Source organism: uncultured Hymenobacter sp. (genome assembly GCF_964242765.1).
Classification (GTDB): domain Bacteria; phylum Bacteroidota; class Bacteroidia; order Cytophagales; family Hymenobacteraceae; genus Hymenobacter.
This window is the reverse complement of record NZ_CAXTBM010000005.1, coordinates 69,105-95,525: the sequence shown is the minus strand read 5'-3', so window position 1 is coordinate 95,525 and position 26,421 is coordinate 69,105. Positions and strand designations below refer to the sequence as shown.

General features: G+C 55.3%; 20 protein-coding genes, 1 tRNA gene, 1 pseudogene and 1 riboswitch. Of the genes and pseudogenes, 12 read left to right on the top strand and 10 right to left on the bottom strand.

Annotated features, from left to right (window positions below; translation table 11 throughout):
* Nucleotides 1–120: 120 nt before the first annotated feature.
* Nucleotides 121–585, bottom strand: coding sequence for a hypothetical protein (locus ACFE7X_RS03470; protein WP_375434265.1), 465 nt, complete (start codon nt 583–585; stop codon nt 121–123).
* Nucleotides 586–773: 188 nt separating this feature from the next.
* Nucleotides 774–2,252 carry a sialate O-acetylesterase gene (locus tag ACFE7X_RS03465; protein WP_375434264.1) on the bottom strand — a complete coding sequence of 493 codons (1,479 nt, stop codon included), beginning with the start codon at nt 2,250–2,252 and terminating at the stop codon, nt 774–776.
* A 516-nt stretch (nt 2,253–2,768) separates the two neighbouring features.
* On the opposite strand from ACFE7X_RS03465, the gene ACFE7X_RS03460 reads away from it, so the two are divergent.
* The 8 genes from ACFE7X_RS03460 (at nt 2,769) to ACFE7X_RS03425 (ending at nt 15,467) form a co-directional block, all read left to right on the top strand.
* Nucleotides 2,769–4,781, top strand: coding sequence for a glycoside hydrolase family 97 protein (locus ACFE7X_RS03460; RefSeq protein ID WP_375434263.1), 2,013 nt, complete (start codon nt 2,769–2,771; stop codon nt 4,779–4,781).
* Nucleotides 4,782–5,171: 390 nt separating this feature from the next.
* Nucleotides 5,172–5,546: a glycoside hydrolase family 2 protein gene (locus tag ACFE7X_RS03455; protein WP_375434262.1), complete on the top strand. Its 375-nt coding sequence runs from the start codon at nt 5,172–5,174 to the stop codon at nt 5,544–5,546.
* A gap of 32 nt (nt 5,547–5,578) precedes the next feature.
* On the top strand, nt 5,579–8,065 hold the full coding sequence (locus ACFE7X_RS03450) for a glycoside hydrolase family 3 N-terminal domain-containing protein (protein WP_375434261.1): 2,487 nt from the start codon (nt 5,579–5,581) through the stop codon (nt 8,063–8,065).
* 192 nt (nt 8,066–8,257) lie between these two features.
* Complete coding sequence (locus tag ACFE7X_RS03445; protein ID WP_375434260.1) at nt 8,258–11,440, top strand: SusC/RagA family TonB-linked outer membrane protein; 3,183 nt, start codon at nt 8,258–8,260, stop codon at nt 11,438–11,440.
* A gap of 78 nt (nt 11,441–11,518) precedes the next feature.
* Entirely contained in the window at nt 11,519–13,015 is a 1,497-nt protein-coding gene (locus ACFE7X_RS03440; RefSeq protein ID WP_375434259.1) for a RagB/SusD family nutrient uptake outer membrane protein, read from the top strand.
* Nucleotides 13,016–13,127: 112 nt separating this feature from the next.
* Complete coding sequence (locus ACFE7X_RS03435) at nt 13,128–14,405, top strand: sugar MFS transporter (RefSeq protein ID WP_375434258.1); 1,278 nt, start codon at nt 13,128–13,130, stop codon at nt 14,403–14,405.
* 241 nt (nt 14,406–14,646) lie between these two features.
* Entirely contained in the window at nt 14,647–15,300 is a 654-nt protein-coding gene (locus tag ACFE7X_RS03430; RefSeq protein ID WP_375434257.1) for a hypothetical protein, read from the top strand.
* A gap of 94 nt (nt 15,301–15,394) precedes the next feature.
* Nucleotides 15,395–15,467: transfer RNA gene (locus ACFE7X_RS03425), tRNA-Thr, on the top strand.
* A 124-nt stretch (nt 15,468–15,591) separates the two neighbouring features.
* Here ACFE7X_RS03425 and ACFE7X_RS03420 read toward each other — a convergent pair.
* From ACFE7X_RS03420 to ACFE7X_RS03400, 5 genes are all read right to left on the bottom strand, one after another.
* Complete coding sequence (locus ACFE7X_RS03420) at nt 15,592–16,620, bottom strand: LLM class flavin-dependent oxidoreductase (protein WP_375434256.1); 1,029 nt, start codon at nt 16,618–16,620, stop codon at nt 15,592–15,594.
* Entirely contained in the window at nt 16,620–17,624 is a 1,005-nt protein-coding gene (locus tag ACFE7X_RS03415; RefSeq protein WP_375434255.1) for a RimK family alpha-L-glutamate ligase, read from the bottom strand. The genes ACFE7X_RS03420 and ACFE7X_RS03415 overlap by 1 nt, the downstream gene beginning before the upstream one ends.
* A 483-nt stretch (nt 17,625–18,107) precedes the next feature.
* Nucleotides 18,108–18,219: riboswitch (SAM riboswitch) on the bottom strand.
* A 198-nt stretch (nt 18,220–18,417) separates the two neighbouring features.
* Entirely contained in the window at nt 18,418–19,716 is a 1,299-nt protein-coding gene (locus ACFE7X_RS03410) for a Y-family DNA polymerase (RefSeq protein WP_375434254.1), read from the bottom strand.
* Nucleotides 19,694–20,167 carry a LexA family protein gene (locus tag ACFE7X_RS03405; protein ID WP_375434253.1) on the bottom strand — a complete coding sequence of 158 codons (474 nt, stop codon included), beginning with the start codon at nt 20,165–20,167 and terminating at the stop codon, nt 19,694–19,696. Before ACFE7X_RS03405 ends, ACFE7X_RS03410 begins: the two co-directional genes overlap by 23 nt.
* A gap of 214 nt (nt 20,168–20,381) precedes the next feature.
* Nucleotides 20,382–20,906 (bottom strand): hypothetical protein, encoded by a 525-nt coding sequence (locus ACFE7X_RS03400; RefSeq protein ID WP_375434252.1) that lies wholly within the window; start codon nt 20,904–20,906, stop codon nt 20,382–20,384.
* Nucleotides 20,907–21,072: 166 nt separating this feature from the next.
* Here ACFE7X_RS03400 and ACFE7X_RS03395 point away from each other — a divergent pair, with 166 nt between their 5' ends.
* A complete protein-coding gene (locus ACFE7X_RS03395) occupies nt 21,073–21,900 on the top strand; it encodes an SDR family NAD(P)-dependent oxidoreductase (RefSeq protein ID WP_375434312.1) in 828 nt (275 codons plus the stop codon).
* A gap of 192 nt (nt 21,901–22,092) precedes the next feature.
* The gene (locus ACFE7X_RS03390) at nt 22,093–22,824 is read left to right on the top strand and encodes an SDR family NAD(P)-dependent oxidoreductase (protein WP_375434251.1); all 732 of its coding nucleotides are present in this window, start codon (nt 22,093–22,095) and stop codon (nt 22,822–22,824) included.
* A 62-nt stretch (nt 22,825–22,886) separates the two neighbouring features.
* On the opposite strand, the gene ACFE7X_RS03385 is transcribed toward ACFE7X_RS03390, so the two are convergent.
* On the bottom strand, nt 22,887–23,258 hold the full coding sequence (locus tag ACFE7X_RS03385; protein ID WP_375434250.1) for a hypothetical protein: 372 nt from the start codon (nt 23,256–23,258) through the stop codon (nt 22,887–22,889).
* Nucleotides 23,259–23,564: 306 nt separating this feature from the next.
* On the opposite strand from ACFE7X_RS03385, the gene ACFE7X_RS03380 reads away from it, so the two are divergent.
* Complete coding sequence (locus tag ACFE7X_RS03380) at nt 23,565–24,173, top strand: C40 family peptidase (protein WP_375434249.1); 609 nt, start codon at nt 23,565–23,567, stop codon at nt 24,171–24,173.
* Nucleotides 24,174–24,589: 416 nt separating this feature from the next.
* Nucleotides 24,590–24,703, top strand: a pseudogene (locus ACFE7X_RS03375) (YkvA family protein); the annotation flags it as partial.
* Nucleotides 24,704–25,167: 464 nt separating this feature from the next.
* Here ACFE7X_RS03375 and ACFE7X_RS03370 read toward each other — a convergent pair.
* Both ACFE7X_RS03370 and ACFE7X_RS03365 read right to left on the bottom strand, forming a co-directional pair.
* The gene (locus ACFE7X_RS03370; RefSeq protein ID WP_277234648.1) at nt 25,168–25,428 is read right to left on the bottom strand and encodes an acyl carrier protein; all 261 of its coding nucleotides are present in this window, start codon (nt 25,426–25,428) and stop codon (nt 25,168–25,170) included.
* Between the two features lie 135 nt (nt 25,429–25,563).
* On the bottom strand, nt 25,564–26,412 hold the full coding sequence (locus ACFE7X_RS03365) for an efflux RND transporter permease subunit (protein WP_375434248.1): 849 nt from the start codon (nt 26,410–26,412) through the stop codon (nt 25,564–25,566).
* Nucleotides 26,413–26,421: the final 9 nt, after the last annotated feature.

Sequence of the window (26,421 nt, the reverse complement as noted above, 5' to 3'; positions counted from 1 at the left end):
AAGATGTCGGAAAGCCGGGAAATTCAGATGGCCGACTACCCCCTGATTACCAACGACGCTGCTCCCCAGCCACGCAGGGCAGCTAGCTGAGTTTACTTTCCGCAGAACTTTCGCCTGGAGCTACCGTTTTTGCGCTTTGCTTAATAGCCGCGAGGCGCCGGCCGCCGCTAAGCCGCCCACGGTGTACCAGGCCACTGTCATGAGCTTGGTTTCCGGGGTGCGGCTGCTCGGCGCCTCACCCAGGCCGAGTGGCCCCGGCAGCACCACGCCACCCACGCCGGCGGCCAGCCCTAAGGCCGCACCGCGCCACCACGCCTTTTTGCCCCGGCCTACCAAGCTGAAGTACAGTCCATTGGAAAGCAAGTCACCGGCCATCGTTAAGTTGAAAAGTGTGTGGCCGTCGGGTTGAGGCGCATCAGCTTTGCCCAGGATTTTGCGCAGGGCCCGCATGCCAAGCACGTCCATGCGGGGAGCATCATGGGGCCGCAGGTGGCGAACTGTTTCGTGGAGCAAGGTCAGGACGACGGCACCCGCCAAGCCGCTAGCTAGGGCTTGGGGCACAACGGAAGGTTTAGAGCGTTTCATAAGGCAGCAATTTAAGTAACCAAGGTTTCCCTACTATTCGTTGAAGCCAGCCTTATTGTTATACTATGCTTTCGATGCGCTCCTTTACTGAAGACACACAGTGGTGTGGCCTTCACAAATCCACTTCTTAAAGCCTAACTGAATGCGCGGCAGCTAGCTTTCTGGGTAAGTAAGCAGCAACAGTAAGCCTACTTTTTTCCGTGCGTTATTCCCTCCCACTCATCCGTGCGGAAAGGAGTGGCCGGAAGGCCCTCGCGGTTGTATAGATTGGCTTCCGGATTGTTGGCCCAAGCATAGCGCACGGCCACGGGCACAGGCACCGCCCTACTCGATAGCACCACGTTCTGACCTTGCACGGTAGCCGTTGCCCAATGAAATTTCTTGTCGGGGCCCGCCATGGCAAATCCTTTCAGCACCTCCTTGTTGCCTTTCACTAACAGGCCGGAGCCTACACCCGTGAAGCGCAGCTGCACCGTGTTGCCGGTTACACGCATGGATTGAAAAGTAGGGCCACTTGCCACTACTGCTTTGTCGCCGTAAGCTACTTTGCGGGCCACTAGAGCCAGCCGATGCCCCACATCCTGCTTGTTAGCGGGATGAATATCCTTGCCGTCACCGATATCAATGGCAACGGCCATGCCGGTAGCAGGGAGCGTCAGGGCCTGCGTTTGGGCTTCGCGCAGTTCGGCCCAGTCCGACTCGGCTGGTTCAGGCAACAGGTCTGTGAAGTTGGCTAGCTGCACAAACAGAAAGGGGATTTCGTAGCCCCACCGGCTTCGCCAATCCTTGATCAGGGCAGGAAACAACGTTCGATACTGCTCGGCTCGGTTGGCGTTACTTTCGCCCTGATACCAGATAATGCCCTTCAGCGCGTACGGAATCAGTGGCGCAATCATGCCGTTGTAGAGCATGGCCGGCTTGTTTTGCGCATTGTTTTCGGGAACCGGGGGTGTGGTAGCCTGCTGTTCGAGTTCGGCTACGGGTGCCTTAAAATCAGGCAGCGCTTTTAGGGCCGCTCCGCTCACCCAGGCTTCGGCCGGTGTTCCTCCCCAGGGGCTACTGATGATGCCAATTGGCACGTTATAGCGCTGATACAGGTCGCGAGCAAAGAAGTAGGCAACGGCCGAAAACTGCCCAGCCGTGCCCGGACCACATACTTTCCAAGTGTGGCCTTCATTTTCGGTTTGTGGTTGCGGCGCCGTTGCTTTCTTGACGGTGAACTGCCGTATGCGAGGAAAATTAGCCGCCGCTACCTCTTGCTCTGCGTTCAAAACCAGCGGGTAGGAAGTAGGCGAGGGCGCATTGGGGTCGCGCAACGGCAGTTCCATGTTCGATTGCCCCGAAGCCAGCCACACGTCACCGACCAGAATATCCTGAATAGTGAGGGTGTTTTGTTCTTTGATTGTCATAGTGTAGGGGCCACCGGCGGGCATGGCGGGCAGGGTTGTCTGCCATTTGCCCGTAGCAGTTGGCGTAGCCGCGTAGGTTTTCCCCCGAAACGTGAGCGTCACTTTTTCTCCCGGTGTTGCCCAACCCCAGATAGGTACTTTCGTGTCGCGCTGCAACACCATGTGGTTGCCAACCAAAGCGGGTAGCCGAACGGTGGCTTGTGCAGCGAAGCCACCTTGTAACATCAGAAAGGAAAGCGCTAAAACTTTATTTCTCATTGGTAAAAGGGTAAGGTCATTAGGCGGTAAGCAACAGAAAATAGGCTCTATAGAAAGAGGTCCAGTTATTTGAATTGATTGTGGAGTTGGTTTCTAGCTGGTTCTGAATTGTGGGCAACGATTGCGCAGATGATTATGGCATGTTACCTTGGTGCCCAACCTACTGGCTCGCGCTAGGTATCAAGCCACTCAGGAGCACGATAGTCTTGAACTTCCTATCAAGCTAAAATCTGCTTGATCTTTGGCTGGGGTTGTTGCTTATCCTTTAAGATTCAGACTGAGTTGTGCCTAGGCGCGTTATCTTTTTACTTTGCTGCTAAAACGTATTAGCTGCCAAATATCTGCGTTGTGTTCAATAAAACAAGGTCTATACTGGCGCGGTAAACACCTTTTCAGCTTCCGGTTCTTATTCATCTAGTTCTCAGGCTACCGCAAACGGCGGTACCGGCCCCAACCTTCACTTGTTCCTGATTAAGACCAAACAGGAAGCTACCTCATCGAATAGACGCTTAGTATATGCAACATAAGGTTCTCTTTTTAAGCTGGTTAAGCTGGCTTCTTTTTGCTGGCCCTGCTACGTGGGCACAAGCCAACTCGGTTTACCACGTAAAGTCTCCGGACGGCAAACTTGACTTAACCGTGCAAACCGGCGCAACGCTGAGTTGGTCTATTCAGCACGAAGCCACCCCGGTTCTTGCGCCATCACCTATCTCTCTGACCTTGGCAGGAGGCGAAGTGCTTGGCAAACCTGCGGTACCCAAAAGCTCGAAAACAGCAAGCGTCAATACCACTATTGCGTCGCCGGTATACAAGAAGAGTCGGGTCGTTGACAACTATAATCAGCTCACCCTTACCCTGAAAGGCAACTATGGCCTCATCGTACGGGCGTATAATGATGGCGCAGCTTACCGCTTTTTTACGAAGCGGAAAGGGCAACTTACTATTTTAAACGAGGAAGCAGCCTTCAACTTCACCGCCGACCACCCTTCCCTCATCCCGTTCGTACGTGACCTGCGGGTGCCAACCGACATGTACATCTCGTCGTTCGAAGCCTTATACACGCCGCTGAAGCTGTCGGAAGTGAACAAGGCCAAGAAGGACACCCTGGCTTTTCTACCGGTTCTGGTAAGCCTCACCAATAATAAGAGGGCGGTACTCCTCGAATCGGATGTAGAAGAGTATCCGGGAATGTTCTTGAAAGGCAACGCGCAAGGCGCCCCAAGCTTGCACAGCGACTTCGCTCGGTATCCGGCCGAGGAAAAAGCGGGCGGCTTCCACAACATGCAACTCGTGGTACCGAAGCGGGAAAACTACATCGCCAAAACCAGCGGCACCCGTGCATTTCCGTGGCGCATAGTAGTGGTCAGTGCCAACGACAAAGAGTTGGCCAACAACGACATGGTGTTTAAGCTGGCCGCCCCGTCGCGGGTGAAAGATGGGTCGTGGATCAAGCCGGGCAAAGTGGCTTGGGACTGGTGGAACGACTGGAATATTTCGCACGTCGATTTCCGGGCGGGCATCAACACGCCTACTTACAAGTACTACATTGACTTTGCGGCAGCCAACAAGATAGAGTATGTAGTGCTGGATGAGGGTTGGTCCGAGGAAACCGATATTCTCAAAGTCTCACCGAAGGTTGACTTAGCGGAGCTGATTGCTTACGGCAAGCAGAAAAGCGTAGGCATCATTCTGTGGGCCAACTGGCGTTCTATCAACGAGAAAATGGACGTGGCTTACGCGCAATACGCCAGAATGGGAGTGCGCGGCTTCAAGATTGATTTCCTGGACCGCGACGATCAGAAGATGGTGGCCTCGTCGTACACCCTCGCTCAAAAAGCGGCGGATTACAAGCTCCTGGTCGATTTTCACGGCATGCACAAACCCGATGGCCTGACGCGTACCTATCCCAACGTGTTGAACTACGAGGGAGTAAAGGGCATGGAAAACAACAAGTGGACGCCCAACGACGATGTACCTCGCTACGACGTGACGCTGCCCTTTATTCGGATGCTCGCCGGTCCGATGGACTACACCCCCGGCGCCATGCGCAATGCCACCAAATCCGAATACCACCTGAGCCATTCTATGCCGATGAGCCAAGGCACGCGCTGCCACCAACTGGCTATGTACGTGGTGTTTGAAGCGCCGCTTCAGATGCTGGCCGACAACCCGACGGCTTACAAGAAGGAGCCGGAAAGCACCGACTTTATTGCCCAAGTGCCCACCACCTTCGACCAAACGGTAGCACTGGACGGCAAGGTGGGAGAATACGTAGCTCTGGCTCGGCAGAAAGGCGACACGTGGTATGTAGGGGCCATGAGCAATTGGGATGCCCGCGAGCTAACCTTAGACCTTTCTTTCCTGGGTGCAGGCTCCTACGAAGCCGTCATTTTCCAAGATGGTGTTAATGCCGACCGGGATGCTACAGATTACAAGCGCGAGGTACGAAAAGTGTCAGCGCAGGACAAGATCAAGATTAATTTGAGCAACGGTGGTGGCTGGGCAGCCCGCATCTACCCCGCTCAATAGTTCTACAAATGTTTGGTAGTGGCAGCATTGTTTTAACCTAGGCAATACTATTTTATCATTCACTAGTACTATTGTGTCGATTATCGTATTAGACCAGTGCAAAATTTTGCACTTAGATTACTATCCCAGTTATATTGCGCAAACGTTTGCTATTTTAGCCTAACGGTTAATAATTGCTTGGTTCTTATCGGTGATTCAACTGTTGAAACTGATTAGTTCAGTGGTCCACTGTTAGTCGGTTATTTCCCAACCAACCGCCCTTGCTGGTCTAGCCATTATCTAGCGGCTAGAATTTCTAATCTGTCTCAATTGCCGCTTTATCTACTGCTAAAAGCTTTTAGCAGTAGATGCTTTATCTGCTCAGCATGTCTATCACCATCCAACCCACCTGTGTCCCGATTTCACTCTGCTTTTTACTTGCTAACTGAGCTTTGGGCGTTCCTAGTGCGACAAACAGCTAACGGACAGCAGACTGCGCTTACTGCTCAGGTGGAAGGTGGCAAAACGGTGCTGACGCTGTCCAAAACCAACGTCAGTACCCGCTGGACCCACACCACCAACAGCACCTACCCAGTAACGCTGCAAAGCAAAGCCTCGGCCCGCCAAGTGCCCCTCTCACTTCCAGAAGGCGACTACTTCTTCGGCGACAAGTACTTCAATCTCCTACCCTGCGAAACCAAGGCACTGTCTTACAGAATGCAGGCGCCGCTTCCCTGGAGGACTTGCAGCGGCGTCTGGTTACGCACACTCACCGACGCTTTCTAAGTGCCAGTCATCTTTTTTCAGCTTTATCGGCTATGCCCACAAAACCCACTACTCCTTTTATTCCCAACCGTCGAGCTGCGAAGTTAAATGCTATTAGCGGCAAAGCTGCGCCGCTCGTGCTAGGGGCTGCCGTGCTGCTGGCGGGTGGCTGCCAGCGCACCGGCATGACTACTACCTCAGCAACTGCCGCCTTACCAACTGTTGCTACTACTTCAACTCCTACCGCTACTGCCTTACCGGCCACTCCACAGTGGAGCCCGCGGGTGGCGGCCCTGCTCAAGCAGATGACGCTAGAAGAAAAGATTGGGCAGATGACCCAGATTGCCAATGCGGCCATTAACCATACCGGCGAGCAGAAAGACATTACCCTTGACTCGGCGAAGCTGATACCGTTTATTAAAACCTACGGTGTAGGCTCTTTCCTGAATGGAGAAGCGGTTCCGCCGACCCAGTGGATCAAGTATTTGTCTGCGCTGCAAAGAATTGCGATGCGCGAGTCGCGGCTACACATTCCCGTCATCTATGGCATCGACCACATGCACGGCGCCAGCTATGTATCGGGGGCGGCCATTTTCCCGCACAACCTCAACTTGGGCGCCACCTTCAACCCGGAGTTTGCCCGGCAGGAGGCCAGGGCGACGGTAATGGAATCGGCGGACCTGGGACATATCTGGGTGTTTGCGCCGGTGCTGGATCTGGGGGTGAACGTGTACTGGCCCCGCCTCTATGAAACCTACGGCGAAGACCCGCTGGTGGCCGCCACACTCGGCGCCGCTTATGTAAAGGAGCTTCAGGAAAACAAAGACATTTTACCTTACAAAGTAGCGGCTTGCGGCAAGCACTTCCTGGGCTACTCCGACCCGCGCAATGGCTGGGACCGGACCAATGCCCTTATTCCCGACCAACGGCTCCAAGAGTTTTTCCGCCCTTCGTTCCAGGCGGCTATTGATGCCGGTCTCAAATCGGTGATGATTAATAGCGGCGAAATTAACGGGGAGCCGGTGCACTCTTCGAAAGCTATTCTCACCGATTTGCTGCGTACGCAGATGGGCTTCAAAGGCGTGGCCGTGACCGACTGGCAGGATATCATCCGACTGGTGACGGTGCAAAAAACTGCGCCTAACGAGAAAGAAGCCACTTTCCGGTGCATTGATGCTGGCGTGGATATGGCCATGACGCCTTATAACACCGATTTCTGCCGCTATGTGAAAGAGCTGGTGCAGGAAGGCCGCCTGACCGAGGAACGCATCAACTTGTCGGCGGGCCGCGTGTTGCAGATGAAGGACGAGCTGGGCATGTTCGAGAACCCCATGCCCCGCGCCGACCGGCTCAACCGCATCGGCGACCCAGTGCTAAAACAGCAGGCCCTAGAAGCCGCTCGCGAGTCGATTGTGCTGCTCAAAAACGAGAAAAATACGCTGCCTTTAGCTGCCGGCAAAGTGCGCCGGCTACTGGTTGTAGGTCCTTCGGCTGATTCCCGCGCCAACCTAGCGGGTGGTTGGACGCTGGCTTGGCAGGGCCGTGCGGAGGCGCAGTATCCCAAAGAGGTGCAAACCATTTATACCGCCCTCAAGCAGCAATACCCCAATGCGCAGGTGGAAACCGTGCCGTATCAAGATGCCGCGGGCAAACCCCAGCTAAACAATGTGTTGTCTGCCGCCCGCCGTGCCGATGCGATTATACTTGCTCTTGGTGAGCGGCCTTATGCCGAAGGACTTGGCAACAGCAGCGACCTAACCCTGCCCGAAGAGCAGCAGCAGTTGGTACGCATAACTCAAAGCGCCGGCAAACCAACGGTACTGGTGATGATTGGAGGGCGCCCCAACATTATTCGCCAGGTGGTTGACCGTTCGCAGGCCGTTATCTGGGGTGGGTTGCCCGGCTTTGGGGGCGGCCAGGCCATTGCCGAAATCATCAGCGGCAAAGTAAATCCCAGCGGCCGGTTGTCGTTCACGTACCCACAATTTGCCGGCCACGTCTCCAATTATCACCACGACAACAACGAGAATAGCTTGGAGCTCAGCGATTTTGGGGCGGGCTTCGAGAACCGCGGCTCCAAGTACAAGAGCACCATGCTTACGGAGTACGGTGAAGGCTTAAGCTACACCACGTTCCGCTACGCCAACCTCCAGCTCAGCGACTCGGTGCTCACGGGCACGGGTTCCATTCGGGCCACGGTGCGCGTAACCAACGCGGGCAGGCAAGCCGGCAAAGAAGCGGTACTCTGGTTCCTGACCGATGAAGTGGGACGTATTACGCGGCCGGTGCGGCTGCTCAAGCACTTCGAGAAGCAGGAATTCAAACCTGGTGAAGGCCGGGAGTTGACCTTCGAGATTCAACCTGAGCACGACCTGAGCTACCCCGATTCCAAAGGAAACAGCGTGCTGGAAGACGGCTATTTCACTTTGCGCGTGGGTGGCCAGACCAAGCGCTTCCGTTATGCGGGCGCTACAGCCCAGAACACACCTAACAACTCGTCGCCAGCTCAAAAAGACAAAGCAGCCAGCGGCTCGAGATAAAACTCCGCTTCACTCAACAAGTTCGCCAGAGACCTGATGCTGCCCCAAGCCTCACCTCTTGTCAACTACAGCCTGCACTTCTATTCACAAGTACAGCTGGTTTTTCTGATTCTGCTTCTTACGCACTTTTACTTTTAACACTCAAGTTTTATGCTTCAAAATTCCTACAGACACCCGCTTTTACGGCGAGCTGTGCTTCTAGCTATTTATGGCCTGCCAGCAACCGCTGTATCTGCTCTAGGCGCGCACTTGCCGCTAACTACTACACTGGTTGGCAGTAACACAGTTGCTGACGTGCCTGTATCGGGCCGCGTGACGCAGGCTAACGGCGAAGGACTACCCGGTGTAACCGTAGTAGTGAAGGGCTCTACTGTTGGTGCCAGCACCGATACGAACGGTAATTTCTCTCTGACCGCGCCAGAAGGCAGCACGTTGGTGTTCAGCAACATCGGTTACAAGCGAGTGGAACTGCCACTTACAAGTACCACTACGGGCCTCACGGTTTCAATGGTGGAAGACACCCAGGCCCTTGGCGAAGTGGTGGTAGTGGGCTACGGCACTCAGGAACGCGCCACCGTAACGGGCGCCGTGTCATCGGTGTCGGGGAGCGACATAGTTGCGCAACCGGTACCTGATGCCAACCAGGCCATTCAGGGCCGGGCCGCGGGCGTTACGGTTACGTCCAACAACGGCGCGCCAGGTGGCGGCGGTGGGGTTACGGTTCGGGTACGGGGCATAACCTCGGCTGGCAACAACAACCCGCTCTATGTGGTAGACGGCTTCCCGCTGCCCTCCGGCGACGACCGCAACGGTGGGTTGAGCTTCCTCAATCCCAACGACATCGAGAGTATCGATGTGCTGAAGGATGCCTCAGCCACGGCTATTTACGGGGTTCGGGCGGCCAACGGGGTGGTTATTGTGACCACTAAGCGCGGCAAAGCCGGCAAGTCAACCATCAACCTTGATGCCTACGCGGGTACCCAAAGCGTATGGCGCCAACTTGATCTGTTGAACGCCGAGCAGTACGCTACGCTCAATAACGAAAGCCGGAGCGCAGCCAACGCGCAGGGCCTCAACACCAACCCGCTGCCGCTCAACCCGCGTTACGCCAACCCTGCTTCGTTGGGCGAGGGCACCGACTGGCAGGATGCTATCTACCGCAACGCCAAGATTCAGAGTTACAACCTGTCGGCAACGGGCGGCAACGAGAAGGCGCGCTACGCCATCAGCACCGGCTACTTCCAGCAGGATGGCACCATCATTGGCTCGAACTTCGAGCGTCTTTCGTTGCGGGTTAACGGCGATTTGCAGCTTAATAAGTACATAAAGCTTGGCAACAGCCTCTCGCTCACGCACGCCCAGGCGCGGCAGCTCGACACCAATAACGACTACACCAGTCCGGTATTCTATGCCCTAACGGCACCGCCTACCCGGCCCGTAATCGACCCTGCCACCGGCTACTACACCGAGTTCAGCACCGAAACCGATTACTACCTGGAAACCAATCCGGTAGTACAGGCCACGCGCGATAACTTCAAAACGATTACCAACCGGGTACTCACCAACCTGTTTGCTGAAATCGAGCCGCTGAAAGGGCTGCGCTTCCGCACCAACGTGGGGGCTGACCTCCAGTTCTACCAAAACAACCGATTCACGCCGCGGGTACTAGGCGCCACGCGCCTGCAAAACGCCAACGCGCAGTGGGATACCAACTACAACCCGAGTTACCTCATCGAGAACACCCTGACCTACGACAAGGTGTTTGCCGACAAGCACTCGGTTACGTTGCTGGTCGGACAGTCGGCGCAGCAGTTCGACTATAGCACCATCAGTGCCAGCCGCCAAAACTACAGCCGCGACGATTTGCAAGTAATTGATGTGGGCCCATCAAATGGCCTCAACAACGCGGGCAACGCCGGACAGTCGCGCTTGGCAAGCTACTTTGCTCGCGCCAACTACGATTTCGCTGGTAAGTACTTGCTCTCGGCTGTTATTCGGCGGGACGGTTCGTCGGCTTTCGCTCGTCAGAATGCCTTCGGTTACTTCCCCGGTATATCGGCGGGCTGGCGCTTGTCGGAAGAGAATTTTCTGAAGGACGCAAACCTTATCAGCAACCTAAAATTGCGGGCGGGCTGGGGCCGGGTAGGTAACCCAACCAATGCCGGGGCGTTTGCTTATCTGCAAACCATCACTTCCAACCGGAATGTGCAGTATGCTCTCGGGGCCGGCGACCAAACGTTCGTGACGGGGGCGGCGCCAACGCGGGCAGCCAACGAAAACCTGAAGTGGGAAAACAACGAGCAAACCAACGTGGGTATCGACGTGGGCTTGTTGGACAACCGCCTCGAGGCCACCCTGGACCTGTACACCCGTACTTCGCCTAACCTGCTTATCAACGTGCCGGTATCGACGCTCTCGGGCACCTTCGAAGACCGGATTGTGAATGCCGCCGCTTCCCGCAACCGCGGCTTCGACTTCTCTTTCACCAGCCGCAACATTGTGGGCGAGGGAGACGGTTTGACTTGGACCACCAACCTCAACTTCTCGCTTTATCGCAGTGAGTTGACTTCGCTCGGGGTGGGCCGGCCCTTCAACGCGCAGCAGTTCCGTGGCAACGCCAGCATTGTTCGCTACGACAAAGACGTGCCGTTCGGCTCGTTCTACGGCTACGTCGCCGATGGCCTGATTCAGACCGACGAAGAGCTGCGGGCATTGAATGCTAACGCGTTGTCGACATCAGCCGGCGCCAGTGCTTACTACCAGAACTCGGGCACTCGCCCCGGCGACATTCGGTTCCGGGATTTGAATGGCGACGGGGTGATTACGGATGCTGACCGCACTTATATCGGTGATCCTAACCCCGACTTCACGTATGGTGTAACCAACACCGTAAGCTGGAAGGGCTTCGATTTGAGCGTATTCTTGCAAGGCTCGCAGGGCAACGACGTATTCAACCTCAACCGCTTCTATACGGACGGGGGCCTCTACGGCGCCGAAAATTCCAGCACCCGCGTGCTGGATCGGTGGACGAGTGCCGGCACGAGCAACACCGTGCCCCGTGCCGTTGCCGGCGACCCCAACCAAAACCTGCGTTTCTCGAGCGACTACGTAGAAGACGGCTCTTACATGCGGATCAAGCTGCTGACTGTTGGCTACTCGCTGCCCAAGACGCTGATTAACCGCATTTCGGCGCAGAACATCCGCTTTTACCTGAGTGCGCAGAACTTGTTGACGGTAACCAACTACGACGGTATCGAGCCGGAAATTGCGGCTTCCAACTACGTGAACGGCCAGTTCCAGACCAGCCTAGGCATCGATCGGGGTTCGTACCCACAGTCTCGCACCTTCATTGCGGGTATCAACATTGGCTTTTAAGCTTTAAACACGGCTTCGGGGTGGCCTTGCCGATGCGAGTGCCGCCCCGGATCTACCACCGCTTCAACACTTACTCCGATGACAAATAAAAAAGTGGTTTGCGCCAGCTTGCTGATGCTAGGCCTTCTTGCTGGTTGCGGCAAAGACTACCTAGACGAGCAGCCCCGCGACCGAATAACTTCCGAGATTTTCTATAAGACGGAAACCGACGCCATTCAGGCAACCAACGCCGCTTACGCCGAGTTGGTACGCTACGGCATGTTCAACTACTCCCTGTGGGGCATCGGCGACGTGATGTCGGACAACTCCACCCTCGGCGGGGGCGGCGGCAGCGACGGTATCGAGTTCCAGCAGCTCGACAACTACAACATCCCGTCGAGCAACCCCCTTATCACGGCGCACTGGCGCTCGTGTTATCTGGGTATTGGTCGCGCCAACTTGGTACTGGCCAACGTGCCCGCCATTACCATGAACGAGGACCTCAAGAAGCGCAGCCTGGGCGAGGCCCAGTTCCTGCGGGCGCTGTACTACTTCTACCTCGTGCGGGGCTACGGTGATGTGCCGCTCATTACAACGCCGCCCGCCAGCGCCGAAGCCGTTAACACGTTGACGCGCACGCCAGCCCCGCAGGTCTACGAGCAAATCGTTACGGATTTGAAGGCGGCCGCCGACAATTTACCTACGGGCCCTTACAGCGGCGACGACATTGGCCGGGCTAGTAAGTGGTCGGCCAAAGGCTTGCTAGCTAAAGTGTACCTCACGCAAGGCAACCTGCCGCTGGCCGCCTCGCAGGCGCTAGAGGTTATTCAGCAATCAGGTAAAACGTTGAACCCTGCCTACGCCGACAACTTCAACGTAGCCAAGGAGAACGGTCCCGAGTCGTTGTTTGAAGTGCAGTTCAGAACTTCGCCCCAGGAGTACTACGACCAGAACGGTCCGGGCTTTATTGGCAACGGCTTTTTCGGGGCCCGTGGACTGAACACAGTACGCACCGGCGGCTACGGCTTCAACATCCCTGAGAAAGAGTTTGTGGATGGCTACGAAACCAATGACCTGCGCCGCGACGTGACGATCTGGAAACCCGGTGATGTATATCCCGGCACCCCACGTATTGTTCAGCCAGCCTCTTTACCAGGTTCGCCGTTTGGTTACAACGTGAAGAAGTGGTTTACGGGCAGAGACCTGACGCCGCTACAGTACGATTCGCCGCTCAACATTCCGGTGCTACGGCTGGCCGACGTCTACCTGATTTACGCCGAAGCAGCGGGTCCGGCCCTGGGCTTGCCTTATTTGAACCGGGTGCGTCGTCGGGCCTTCGGTTTGCCCATTGAGGTACCTTCGGCCCGAGACTTAACCATCACCGACGTCACGGCCTATAAAGCGGCGGTGCTGCGGGAGCGTCGGTACGAGTTTGCCTTCGAAGATGACCGTTGGTACGACCTGAAGCGTACAAATACCCTGATTCCGGTGATGCGTGCCCAAGGCAAAAATATTCAAGACTTCAACGTAGTGCTCCCCATCCCCCAGTCGGAGCGCGACGTGAATCCTAATTTGGTGCAAAATCCAGGGTACTAACCGTATATTCCAATCCTGAAGAACAAGAAAAGCCGTGTGCCACCCGCTGGACGCGGCTTTTCCTATCTCTTCGGTACCAGGCTCACTTCCCTTCCCACATCTTTCCCCATCCATGGCAGCCCCAACCCCAACCCTTAGCAACCGGCCCGTCGGCACTTCTTCGGCTAGCTCGCAGCGCTACACTTCCGCGCTAAGTGCCGTCACTACTCTTTTCTTTCTGTGGGGATTCATCACCTGTCTCAACGACATTCTGATTCCCTACCTGAAGGCCATCTTCCAGCTCTCGTTTGCCCAGGCCAACCTAATTAACCTCTGTTTCTTTGGAGCTTATTTTCTGGTAAGTATTCCGGCGGGTAAGCTGGTGGCGCGGGTGGGCTATAAGCGCGGCATGCTCATTGGGTTTGTGGTAGCGGCCGCCGGTGCTTATCTATTTTATCCGGCAGCTTCGCAGCGGGCGTATGGCTTGTTTCTGGGGGCGCTGTTCGTACTGGCTTCCGGTATCACCATTTTGCAGGTAGCGGCCAATCCGTACGTGGCTATTCTGGGCCCGCCCGCCTCGGCTTCGGCGCGCCTCACGCTCACGCAGGCGTTCAATTCGCTCGGCACCTTCCTGGCGCCTCTGCTTGGCAGCGCCCTCATTTTGAGCCGCTTGCCGAAGTTGGACAACGCCGCCAGCGCTGCTTCCATCGACATCACGGCCGTGCAGATACCGTACTTGGTTATTGGCACCGTACTCCTGCTGATTAGCTTGATGCTCAGCCGCATCAATCTGCCACAAATTGAACATGCTACGGAAGCCGATACAGCAGAAGGCGCCAGCTCGACGCGGGCCTGGAACTACCGCCACTTGGTGCTCGGGGTAGTGGGCATCTTTGCTTACGTAGGTGCTGAAGTAGCTATTGGCTCGCACATCGTTAATTACCTGGCGCTGCCTGATGTGATGGGCCTAGACCCCAAAACGGCGGGCGACCGAGTGGCTTTGTATTGGGGCGCAGCCATGGTGGGCCGATTTGCCGGTGCTTACTTACTCAACAAGTTTGCGCCTACCAAGCTACTTGCTTTCAACGCTATAGGCGCGGTGGTACTCGTACTGATTTCTATCAACACCTCGGGAGCCGTAGCCATGTGGAGCTTGTTGGCCGTGGGCTTGATGAACTCGCTGATGTACCCAACCATCTTCACGCTGGCCGTAGCCGGCTTGGGCCGCCACACCGAGGAAGCTTCGGGCTTGCTGTGCACAGCTATTGTGGGTGGGGCCCTGGTGCCCTTGCTGTTTGGCTTCATTGCCGACAACAGCGGTTTGCGGCTGGCTATGCTGCTGCCAATTGTGTGCTATCTGTACGTGATGTGGTACGGTTTGCGCGGCAGCCGCCGTGCAGCCACGGTCTAAGTTAAGCTTCCTTGTCTGGAAGAAAGAATCCTGCCCAACAACCATCAAATATGCTTGGTATCGTGTCGGCAATTGGCCCGGTGGCTTCCTTGGTTGTAGCCATCGGGCCAATGTGATTCTAGAGGTTGCCAGTAGCTAAACCAAGTGGTTGTGTGGGCTTGCCCCGTCTTTTTTGCGTTGCTTTTTAGTATCTTATAGTCAGCTAGTAAGATATAGATACACACTTATTGCTTTCAAGAGTATGCTTGCTGACACAACGCTTCGCTTGCTGACTATTGCAACGGTTAGCTTGTGGTTTGACGGCAGGGCAACGGCCCAACGCCTGGTTCCCGGCTACGTTATTTTAATTGCCGGCGACAGTCTACCAGGAGCTATCCGCCTCAGTTCACCCATTGAGCAGCAACGAGAAGTGAAATTTGTGCCCTTGGCAGCCAATCAACTGCTTAAGTTTTCTCCCGAAAAGGTTCGTGCTTACGGCTACATGAGCGCAAAAGACACCGTGCGCTATGTAGCTTGTCCGGTGCAACTCGGCTACCCGGTTGTTTACCGCACCAAAGTTGCAGGCCAAGACAACACTTTCATTGAAAAGACTACCAACGACACCGTATGGCTGCTACTAAAGCAAGTTATGGCCGGTCCGGTACAGCTGTATGAGCGCTACGACAGCCACAATGGAGCACCTTCGTTGCGTCAATATTTTCTGCGCAAAGGCCATAACCTGCCCGTCAACACCTATTGGTGGAATTTCCCGAAAGATGCCGCAGTGTTTTTCAAGGACCATTCAGCCCTGACGGCCCAACTCCAAACCAAGCACTACCACGCCCGCGACTTGAAAACGGTGGTTCATATGTACAACAAATGGCAATTGGCGACCACGAAGCCGATTGTACAGTGAAAGTAAGGTCTTGAAAAATTTGTTTTTAAGACGTAGTCGTTTTTCAAATCCTGTCTATCTTTGCTTCCCCTAACGGAAACGCCCGCCGGGAAATGCCTCTTTAGCTCAGTTGGTAGAGCAGCTCATTCGTAATGAGCAGGTCGTTGGTTCGAGTCCAATAAGAGGCTCACTTATATATACAAAACCCCGAAAAGCCCTTTCTTACGCAGGGCTTTCCGGGGTTTTGCTTTTACACTGAATCCTAAGCTATTGCGAGGCAGACCTGTATCTGCCCCGCAATTCGCCCAAGTCTTATGAAGCCAGGACTTGAATTACGGCTTCCGAGAAGCGTTCCATTTCTTCGAGCTGCGGACTGCACTGCAACAAGAACAAGTCTACGCCTACCGCTTCGAAGGCGGCAATGCGCTCGGCTACTTGGTCGGGCGTGCCCGTCAGGCCAGAGCGTAGGCCGCGGTTCGATACCGAGTAGTCTTGCAAGGAAACCTGGTTTTCGAGCTGCGTGCCGGCTAGCCACTGCTGATAGTTTTTGTAGCCGGCGGCCGAGCCTTGCACGTTGGTGATACGGTCCAGTTCCTTTTTCACTTCCTGCTCGGTGTTGCGCACAATGGAGTAAGCGGCCACCCCGAATTTCATGCGTGGCAAGCCCAGCTTTTCGCGCCGTTCACTCAGGTCCTGGATGCGGCGGCCGATGGCCTCGGGCTCGTCGCCGTGCATTACGTAGCCGTCGCACTGGGCAGCAATCAGGTTTTTAGCGGCTTCCGATTCGCCACCGGCGTAAATAAACGGCCGCGGGCGCGACACCGGCTTGGGCTGCAAAATGGAGTCGGTTACCTTGTAGAACTTGCCTTCGAAGGTGAAGTGGTCCTGCTTCCAAAGGTTGTCCACTACGTGCAACCATTCGGCGGTGCGGGCATATCGGTCGTCGTGCTGCTCGAAGTGCACGCCGTACTTCTTGGCCTCGTCCTGCCACCACGACGATACCACGTTCAACGACAGCCGGCCGCCGCTGATGTGGTCGATGTTGGCGGCCTGCTTGGCCAGCAAAGCCGGCGAGTGAAAAGTAGGCCGCACAGCCACCATCAACTCGATTTTCTTGGTGACGGCGGCCAAGGCGGCAGCCGTGCTCCAGGCATCCAGCGAAGGAGCTTCCTCGCCTTTGATATCGTTGAGGTTCAGCTCGGCGATGAGCGAGAGGTCGTACCCGAGGTCCTCACTGCGCTGAGCCAGCGTTTTGACGTAGTCCCAATCGGCGCGCATGTTTTCGTCTTCGACGTTGCGCAGCCACCCGCCGAAGACGGGCATCCAATATCCGTATCTCATTATACTACAGCCGTTTCGATTTGCGATTCATTCACAGCTTGCGGAGCAGCAACAGGAAGTTGAGTTACCAAGTAATCTACGAAGCGGGCGTAGGGGTCGAAACCCACCACATTCACGGCATCGGCCACGAAGTTGGACAGCGCGTTGATGTCGTAAAACAGTACGTCGCCGTTGCGGTCGTCGATGAGGTACTCGATACCACCCACGTCGATTTTAGCGGCGGCCACAATGCGCTCCACGGCCTCAATTACGTCGGCCGGGGGCGTGAAGGCTTCCACTTGGATGCCTTTTTTGGGCGCTTCGGTGAGGCAAAATTCGGCGGACTGCTCTTCGGGAATCTGGCAGATTTCAGCGGGGCATAGGTTGAAGCTTTCGCCGGTGGTGTACACCTTCATGGCGTACAGAAACTTACCGTTCAGGGTTTCTACCCGGTGAATGTTGCCGCCGCGGGGCGTCACATACTCCTGCACCAACGCCGTTTGGTCGATGCCAAGGTCGATTTGACCGGCTTCTACGGCCGCCTGCACGCCTTTCAGCGTATCGAAGCGAATAATGCCCGCCCCGCTGCCGCCAATATTCACCTTCACCACAATCGGAAATTGCAGCTGCTGAGCTGCATCGGCGATGCGCGAGGCATGATTCACCACAAACGATTTAGGGTATTTCAGGCCTAAAGAAGCAAACAGCGAGAGTTGACGGGCTTTGTTGGTTTCGATGCTGGTAGCCACCGAGCCATTGATGATGCGCGTGCCAATCCGCTCTAGGTGGGTAGCAAAACCCGCCGTGTGGAAAATACCCTGGCCGTGGCCGCGCAAGTAAGCCGAAGAGCTCATGCGGTTTACTACCAGCGCGTAGCGGCTTTCGGTTTCCGAGGGGTTGAAAAGGTGATGAGCGGCGTCAATCTTTTCGTAGGGCAGCCCACGGCGGTCTAGCTCGGCAAACAGCGGTTTGAACCATTCGGGGTGCTCGTAGTAGATGCCAATCGGCTTGGTTGAGGCAGGCATGAGAAAAAGAGGGTTATAAAAGACCAGAAAATCGAGAGAACAGCGCGAGGCAGTGAAGTCGCGCAAACAACAGAACTATGAGGAAGAGGGTTGCACCAGAAACAACAACGTATTATCGACTTATACGGGAGTAAATTATTTAACCTGCTTTGCAAGCCAAATCAACTCGAGTTTCTAGCCCGCCAACTAGGAAGTGGAAGCATGTCATGTTGCGGCGTTAGAGTTAGTAGGCGGTCTGCCACCGCTACGCAGTCAGAAAGCAATGAAACTCTAAAACCCAAAAACCTGAGGTTGCCCTGCGGCAGAGGTATTAACCAGGTTAACAGAAAGTGGCTGACGCAAGGGCGTTCCTTCGCTTTTAGCTACCCAGGACCGCCCACCTATGAATAGCTCAGCAACACGTGCTGCAACAACACCCATGCTGTAAAGCAGAAAAGGTAGCGGAAGAGGCGGCGGTGTTGATGAAGCGTTTCACGGCAACTTGTTTTATAGGGTCAGGACTTGGCTGCGCTGACCTTCGGTTGGCACCGTTCCAGATGATCTGGGGGTTGCCGGCGTTTCGTCGAGCTTGTCTCTCCACGCCTCTGTATAAAAACAATTCTTTTGCTTGAAGAATTGATGCCGCAAAGGTAAAGCGGCACTCACTGAAAATGCAAACCAGACTATACTCGCTAGCAATTCGCACCCAAGCACGGCACGCGGCTGCGTGCGTTGCTGTTTGATCGGTCCCATGCTAAGCTTAAGGTTAGATGGAAACACCATAGAAACACTGAATCCACTGCGAAATCTGCCTTTACCCTATTTCCCATAGCTCGCTCCAGGACGTGGTGCGGGCGGGGCTGCATAAGCGCTTGTGCCCGAGCCACGGCGCGGGCTCTCCTTTCGGAACTACCGCCGTGGCTACCTGAACGCAGTTTTGGCCGAAGCGGCGGTTGAGTTGGTCGAGCTTGCGCATAAGAGCGGCCGACTGCGGGCGCTGCACTTCGGGTAGCGGCTCGAAAAGGCTGAGCTGCGGCTGACCGTGCCCTTCCAGGCCATCGAGGATTACGCCGGCTTTCTTGTAGGCCAGCCCCGGTTGCCAAAGCTGCCCGAGCAAGGTGCGGGCAGCGCGCACCAAGTCACTGGTGTTGCTGGTAGCGGACGGTAGCGTGATTTGGGCGGAATGGGTATACGGCGGGGGCGTCGGGCCAAACCGGTTTTGGCCGATAAAAACGGTTAAAATATACGTTGCCGAACCCTGCGCGCGCAGCTTCTCGGCGGCCCGGGAAGTGAAAGCTGCTACGGCCCCGAGCAGATCGTCGAACTTGGATAAGGGCCGGCCGAAACTACGGGTACAGGCAATGCTTTTTCGCGCCAGCGTACCGTCTTCGCTCGGGTGTAGTTGGTGGCAGGGTTTCCCTTGCAGTTCCCGCACCAAGCGGGCACCTACTACCCCACCCATGTGCTTGCGGGCCCAGGCTTCCGAGCAGCAAGCCAAATCGGCGGCCGTCATCAAACCCATGGCGCGCAGCTTTTGACCGTATTGGCGGCCAACGCCCCACACCTCCTCAACCGGCATCTGCCCGAGCGCCCACCATTGCCGCTCCTCGGAATCAAGAGCCAATACGCCTTTGCAGGTAGCGTTTGTTTTCGCTAAGTAGTTGGCGAGCTTGGCTAAGGTTTTGGTAGGTGCAATACCAATGCACGTAGGAATATGGGTCCGCTTGTGAACTTGCTGCCGGATTTTCTGCGCGAATACCTCCAGATTTTTCTGGCAGAGTTCCATGTTGTGCAGCCCCAAAAAGGCCTCATCAATCGAGTATATTTCTATCTCGGGTACCACCGACGCCAGGTAGCTCATCACCCGATAACTCATGTCGCCGTATAGGGGGTAGTTCGAGGAAAACACCTGCACTTGGTGCTGCTTGATAAGCTGGCGAACCTGAAAGTAGGGCGTGCCCATCTTTATTCCCAACGCCTTGGCTTCGGTAGAGCGCGAGACTACGCAACCATCGTTGTTGGAAAGAACTACTACCGGTACGGTGGCCAAATGGGGCTGAAAAGCCCGCTCGCAGCTCACGTAGAAGTTGTTACAGTCGACGAGTGCGAACATGGTCGTGGAGCTTGCCGCTGATGAGTTCGGTGATGACGTGCGTGACTACTCCCCAAATTTGCGCTTGCTCCGGGACGGTGATCTTCAGCGGCTCGTAATCAGGGTTGTCGGGAACGAGCCAGTAGAACCCGTCTCGCTTTTCCAAGCGCTTCACCGTAAACTCGCCCTCCACGGCAGCCACTACCACGTTGCCAAGCTGTGGCTTCAAAGCGCAGTCAACGGCCATCAGGGCGCCGTCGGGAATATGGGAAGGCGGACCGTCCATGCTGTTGCCTTTGACGCGCGCCAGGTACGTGCAGTCAGGATGCGGCAGCAGAATCGTGTTCAAGTCGATTCGTTGATGGCTGTGGTTGTTGTCGGCCGGGCTCGGAAAGCCAGCAGGCACGGGGGTGTCGCACTCAATGAGCCAAACTGGGTGACGAGCAATGTCAAGAATGTCAACGATGCACATATTACAAGGATTGATGCTCACAAATAACGAGCTTTTACTAATTATGTTGGTAATATGACAATAAAATTAGCTTGTACAAGATAATCAGAGCTTCAAACTATCCTTTGCGTTTCACTGAGCAGCCCTCTACCCCAACGAAAAGCCCCGCCAGTCTCAGACTAACGGGGCTTTTACTTAGTTGCTGGTAATTTACAGCAGCCAGTTGAATGAGAGCTTAGAAGCCGTTTTCAGTGCCACTGCTGTACGTGCCATATTCGGCACCATGGCCAGTGTCGTGCAGGCCATTTGTAGCGCCGCGGTACACTGAGTCACTGCTAGCATCCCATTTCGTTGCCTTGCTGCTCTTTGGGTTGTAAGGCGCGTAGACGCTGGAAGAAGACTTGCTTTTCTTGCCGCGCAAAGCCAGCCACCCTATGCTACCTACGAGCAGGGCACCGGCTGCCACTTTCTGCGTGGTGGAAAGACCATTTACTTGCGCTACCGCTTTGTTACCTAAATCTATCAGTGACTGGGGCAGCTGATTTACGTTCTTCATCAGTTCCTCCTGATTCAGCCACGACTTGCGTTGCGTACCCTCGGGCTGGCTGCTTTCCGCCGTCGAGGCCGAGGCCTCGGGCTGGCTGGTGGTGGTGGCGAAGGAGTCATCGCCGGCGGCTCCTAGCGCAGCAGCAGTATCGGTGAGGTTATCGTTGGCAGAAAGGGAAGTAGCGTCGAGATTTGCTTGATTTTGCTTAGCCATGATCTAAAGGGAAAAGTAAAACGAATGTGAAAGGCCCGCTGGTCAGCGGTTTTCGTGCGTGATTATTCGTTGAAACAGCGGTTTGGGTTGCGGTTTATACCATATGATTTTCGTAGAGCCTTTCTCACAACCTTGCCATGGTTGAAGCAGTAAACCTAACAGAAGGATAAGCTCTAAACCCCTCTCAACCATATCACACGACCCTAATCTTTCTGTTGCACTTATTACGGGAGCCGCCAACGGTATCGGCCAAGAACTTGCCCATCTGTTTGCCAAAGACCAGTATCAATTGGTATTGGTTGACCAAGACACGGCCGGCCTAAGCAAGTTTGCTGAGCACCTGCGCAGTGTGCACAACCTCGAACCTACGCTCATCACCCAGGACCTCAGCCACGACGGAGCCGCTCAGCGCGTCTACGACCAAGTAACGGCCCAGGGCATTGCGGTGGATATTCTAGTGAATGATGCTGGATTCGGGGAGTACGGCCCGTACCTAGAATCCGACGTCGCCCGCAACCGTGCCGTTATTCACACCAACATCGTTGCCTTGTCAGAGCTAACGTACCTGTTCGGGCGCGACATGGTAGGGCGCAGCAAAGGCCGTATTCTCCAGCTAGCTTCTACGGCCGCCTACACGCCCTCGCCCAACATGGCGGTGTATTCCGCCACAAAATCTTTCGTGCTAAGCTTTTCCGAAGCGTTATCCAATGAATTGAAAGACACGGGCGTAACCGTAACGGCCCTGTGCCCTGGTGCCACCGACACCGACTTTTTCGAGCGGGCCGGAGCCGAAGACACCCGTGCCGCCCAAGGTGCTATGGGCCTCGCCGACCCCAAAGACGTAGCCAAAGATGGCTACGAAGCCCTTATGAAAGGGGAAGCCCGGGTTATTTCCGGCGTCACCAACAAGATCCAAGCCATGCTCACCAACATCACGCCCGACAGCATAGTGGCCGCCGGTATGCGCAAGATGTTTGAGGCCCCTAGCAAGTAAGGATTTAAACTTATAGTCGAGTTTGCCGCTTTTCCGTTAGCCGCGGGGAAGCGGCAATTTCTTTAAGTAGCCAGCACACCGAAGCCGGGAAGGGGCCCCATCAAAGTGACTCGTCGGGCGAGAATGCTCTTCACCTGCTTTTCTTTCTCCCCTCACTTATCAACTCTGGCTCTAAAAATCATCAGATCGACTATGCAGCGCTTCAAAAACAAAATATGCCTCGTTACGGGCGCCACCTCGGGTATCGGACGGGCAGTGGCCGTGCAGATGGGCCAGGAGGGCGGTTGCGTAGCCATATTGGGTCGGGACGTTGCTGATGGCCGGGAAGTAGTGCGCGAAATAAAAGCGGCCGGGAGCGAGGCCATCTTCATCAGAGTTGACCTCGGGCAGGATGCGCCGCTACAAGCCGCCGTGCGCAAAGTACTAGCCACCTGGGGCCGTATTGATGTGCTCGTTAGCAATGCGGCCCTCATGACTTATAAGCCGCTACTCAAGCTCGATCCTAAGGAGTGGGACTACGTGATGAACGTGAACCTGCGGGCGCTGTTTCGCCTCTCCCAATTGTGCCTGCCCCACATGAAGCGCGGGGCCATCGTGGCCGTCAGCTCGGTGCACGCTCACCAAACTACACCCAATGTGGTGCCCTACGCTGCCAGCAAGGGCGCCATTGAGGCCTTCGTGCGGGGGCTGAGTTTGGAAATACCGCATACGCACGCCCGCATCAATGCCGTAGCTCCGGGCGCCGTTGATACGCCTATGCTTTGGAGTAACCCCAACGTTAAGAGTGGCAAGGAGAAAATCACCGGGCAGGTAGGTACCCCCAACGAGCTAGCCGCCGCCATCTGCTTCATGGCTTCCCCCGAAGCCAGCTTCATCAACGGCACCACGCTAGTAGTAGACGGCGGCCGGCTAGCAGCCCTCTAAAATGCAGGAGTGAAGCAGCCTACGTCAGTTGCTGTGTGCCTTGGTATGATAGATACCAACGGTTACTTCACTTGTTTGCTCCCAGCGCCCTGATGCATTTTCGCGGGGTCGGGAAGAGGTTGGCCGCGGATGTAAAGTTGCGCATTAAGGATAGCAGCTTCGCGAGCCGCTACCTCAAAGGGAATGTTGTAGTAGCCGTGGCGCAGCCAGTCGAGTAGGTAACGCCGCAGGAAGCCCAGCTTACCGTGCTCTTGAAACTGCCGAATGTGCTCCATTTCGTGGGCCACCCAGTACGGGTCATCCAGAAATTCCTCGCGGGTAGCTCCACTCAGATGGATCTTATTGCCCAGCACCATGGCTACGCTCCGAGTACCAAGCTTGATTCGTGCAAGCCGAGCAACAAGAGAATTTTCGATGATTATGGGGGACTTCATTGTGCAGCTAAAATTGAGGCCGATTATACGTTGAAAACCAGTGAGTTGGTTACGCCAAGTTGCGAGCTGTTTCCAATAATAATTTGTTTTTAAACAAGAATATTATGCCATTTTAGGTCTCAAACTTGGATAGTCATCCCTTTTTGGTTTAGCTTTAACCATAGACCGAAGCAGTGACCTACTGTTTTTTGGCTCTTATTACTGGTTTTATTACTGGCTTTTTTACTCTGCTTCTATCGAATAAGAAGTACTTCTCGGTTCCTTCGGTTTGCTCCGAAAACCTATTTTGCCACCCCACGACGGACAATGAAGCACATCCCTCTGTATTGCCTCGCCGCGGCCTCTATGGCCCTCTCCTTCTTCTTCGAAAGCACACCTACCTCCTCCGGCTCTTCCGCTTCGGACCTCTTGGTTGCCGAAGCCTCCCTGCTCCCCTCATTTATCGATGAGGAAGATAAAAAGCCTGGTGCCTCTGCCGCCAGCGACTCAGCCGCCTACGACTATTACGATCAGGCGCTCGGTGTTCACCTCGCACGTACCGAAAACAAAGACTTGCTCCGTACCGTCCTCGACTGGATTGGTACTCCTTACCGCTACGGCAGCAACTCCAAACAAGGCACCGACTGCTCGGGCTTCGTAACCCGCGTTTATAAAGAAGTATACGGCATCACGCTCCAGCGTAGCTCACATTCCATGTTCAGCAGCGTGAAGCGCGTCGACAGGGAGGCTATGGAAACCGGCGACTTAGTGTTCTTCCGCCGCGGCCCAGGCCAGCCTATCTACCACGTAGGTATCTACTTGAAAGACGGGAAGTTTGCTCATTCCGCCTGCAACGGCGGCGTAATGGTGAGTTCGCTCAACCAGCAGTACTATCACCGCAACTTCTACGCGGCGGGCCGCGTTGAAACCAACTAATCGGCCACCGAACGCTCCCTCTTGGCAAGCCCTGTTCGTATACGAGCGGGGCTTTTTGTTTGGACCCTGCGGCAAGGACAGCCGATAACTATTTCGCGTTGAAACAGTATAGGCAGGCAACAACAGTTGGGGTTAGTTTTAGCGCCTCACGTTTTCACTCTTAGTTTTCTTGCACTATGGCTAAGCAAAATCCCCAGGGCGACCAGATAGCCTCGTCGCCTCTCTTCAAGAAGTTTTTGAGCACCGCCGAAGAATACCTCAAACGTCCTACCCGCGTCAAGCAGTTGCTAAACGATGCGTATAAAAAAGCCAGCGAGAAGAAGGATATTGGCTCTATCGCCCAAGAAGCTTGGGAAACGATGCAAACCCTCTTCCGTCTGATCCGAGCTTCTATTGCGGGCGAGTACACGGGTTTGCCCACCACTACTGTGGTGGCAGCCGTAGCCGTTACCATCTACTTCATGAGTCCTATTGACCTGATTCCGGACTTTATTCCGGTGCTTGGTTTGCTCGATGATGTGGCGCTGGTGGCTTGGTTCGGGACTACCATCAAGGAAGAACTAGATAAGTTCGCAGAGTGGGAAAAGACTCGGCCCAGCGTAGTGGAAGTTACTGGTGGCACTGCTTCTGCCGACAGCTACACCGCAGCCACCGACGTAACGCCTCCCGCGCGGCCGCAAACTTCCAACACCGATTCTGGCCTGGGCTCCCCCGACAGCAGCCGCCCCGCCTCCAGCGAGCCTATTAGCACCGGCCCGGCTACCGGCGCCGCGACGCCCCACGCCGACATCCCGGCCAACACCACCGACAGCAGCCGCTTTGGCAGCGACACCGGCTTCAGCGGCGGCGACCCGGGCGGAAACGTTCGGTAGTCGCTGAGCGGCTGGCTACTCCTGAAACTGTGGTTAGTTCCTAATCCCGAATCAATCAAACAGAAAAAAGGCCTCTATCTTCTGATAGAGGCCTTTTTTCTGTTTGATTATGTACCGTTCAGCTACGCGGCGCGAGCGTGGGAGACTACGTAGCTCACCAAGTCGCCAACGGTAGCCAGGGGCACTTCGTCGGGAATAGTAATGTGAAAACTGCGTTCCAGCTCAATGATAATATCTACGACATCAACCGTGTCGAAGCCCAGCTCGCGGCTGAGGTTGCTACCGATACGCAGGCGCTGCGGCTTAATGGATTTGCGCTTGCTGATGATACGCAGCACCTGCTGCTGAATGGATTTTGAGGCGGGAGTCGTTGATGAAATCATGAGGTTAAACGACGAAGAACAAGGGTATTATAGGAAAAGGAGGGCGAGATATTCTGGGGAGCAGCGCCTTTTCAACGCTTGGGTGAAAGAGGATACTGCTCCCCAGAATAGTTGCAAGCCACTCCGAAAAAGAATCTAGACTTCCGCCATAGCCGGCGACGCAGTCGGCCGCACTTTGTTGGTACCAGCAGGTGGGAGAGGATGGTTATCGGTGGAACGGCCACTAACCTTCTCTTTGAGCCGTTCCGTAATCAGGTACATCACCGGTACTACTACCAGTGTGATGACGGTCGCAAACACCAGACCAAAAATGATGGTCCAGGCCAGTGGGCCCCAGAACGTTACGGATTCACCCCCAATAAAGAAGTGCGGGTGGCCGGAAGCAAACAGCTCGTAGAAGTCGATATTGAGGCCGATGGCCAGCGGAATCAGACCGAGCGTGGCGGCCGTAGCCGTCAGAATCACGGGGTTGAGGCGTGTACGGCCGGCCATAACAATGGCTTCCCGTAGCGGCATGCCCTGCGAGCGAAGCATGTCCGTGAATTCAACCAGCAGAATTCCGTTTTTCACCACAATACCGGCTAGGGCAATAATGCCGACCCCCGTCATAACGATACTGATGTTCATGCCCGTAACAGCCAAGCCCAACATCACACCAATTATCGAGAAAAGAATTTCGGTGAGGATGATAACGGGCTTGCTTACCGAGTTGAACTGCATGACCAAAATCAGGAAGATAAGGCCCAGTGATAACGCACCGGCCAGGGGCAAAAAGTCACTGGTTTCCTTTTGGTCTTCCTGAGCACCACCCATCCTGATGATGTAGCCGGGCGGCGTAGGGTAAGCTTGCAGCGCCGTTTCAATCTGCCGCACTACGTCGGGGCCGGTGAAGCCACTGAGTACGTTGGACGAGATGGTGATAACGCGCTTCACGTCTTTGCGCTTGATGCCGCCGTAGGTGGTGCCGTAGCGAACGTCAGCCACCGACGAGAT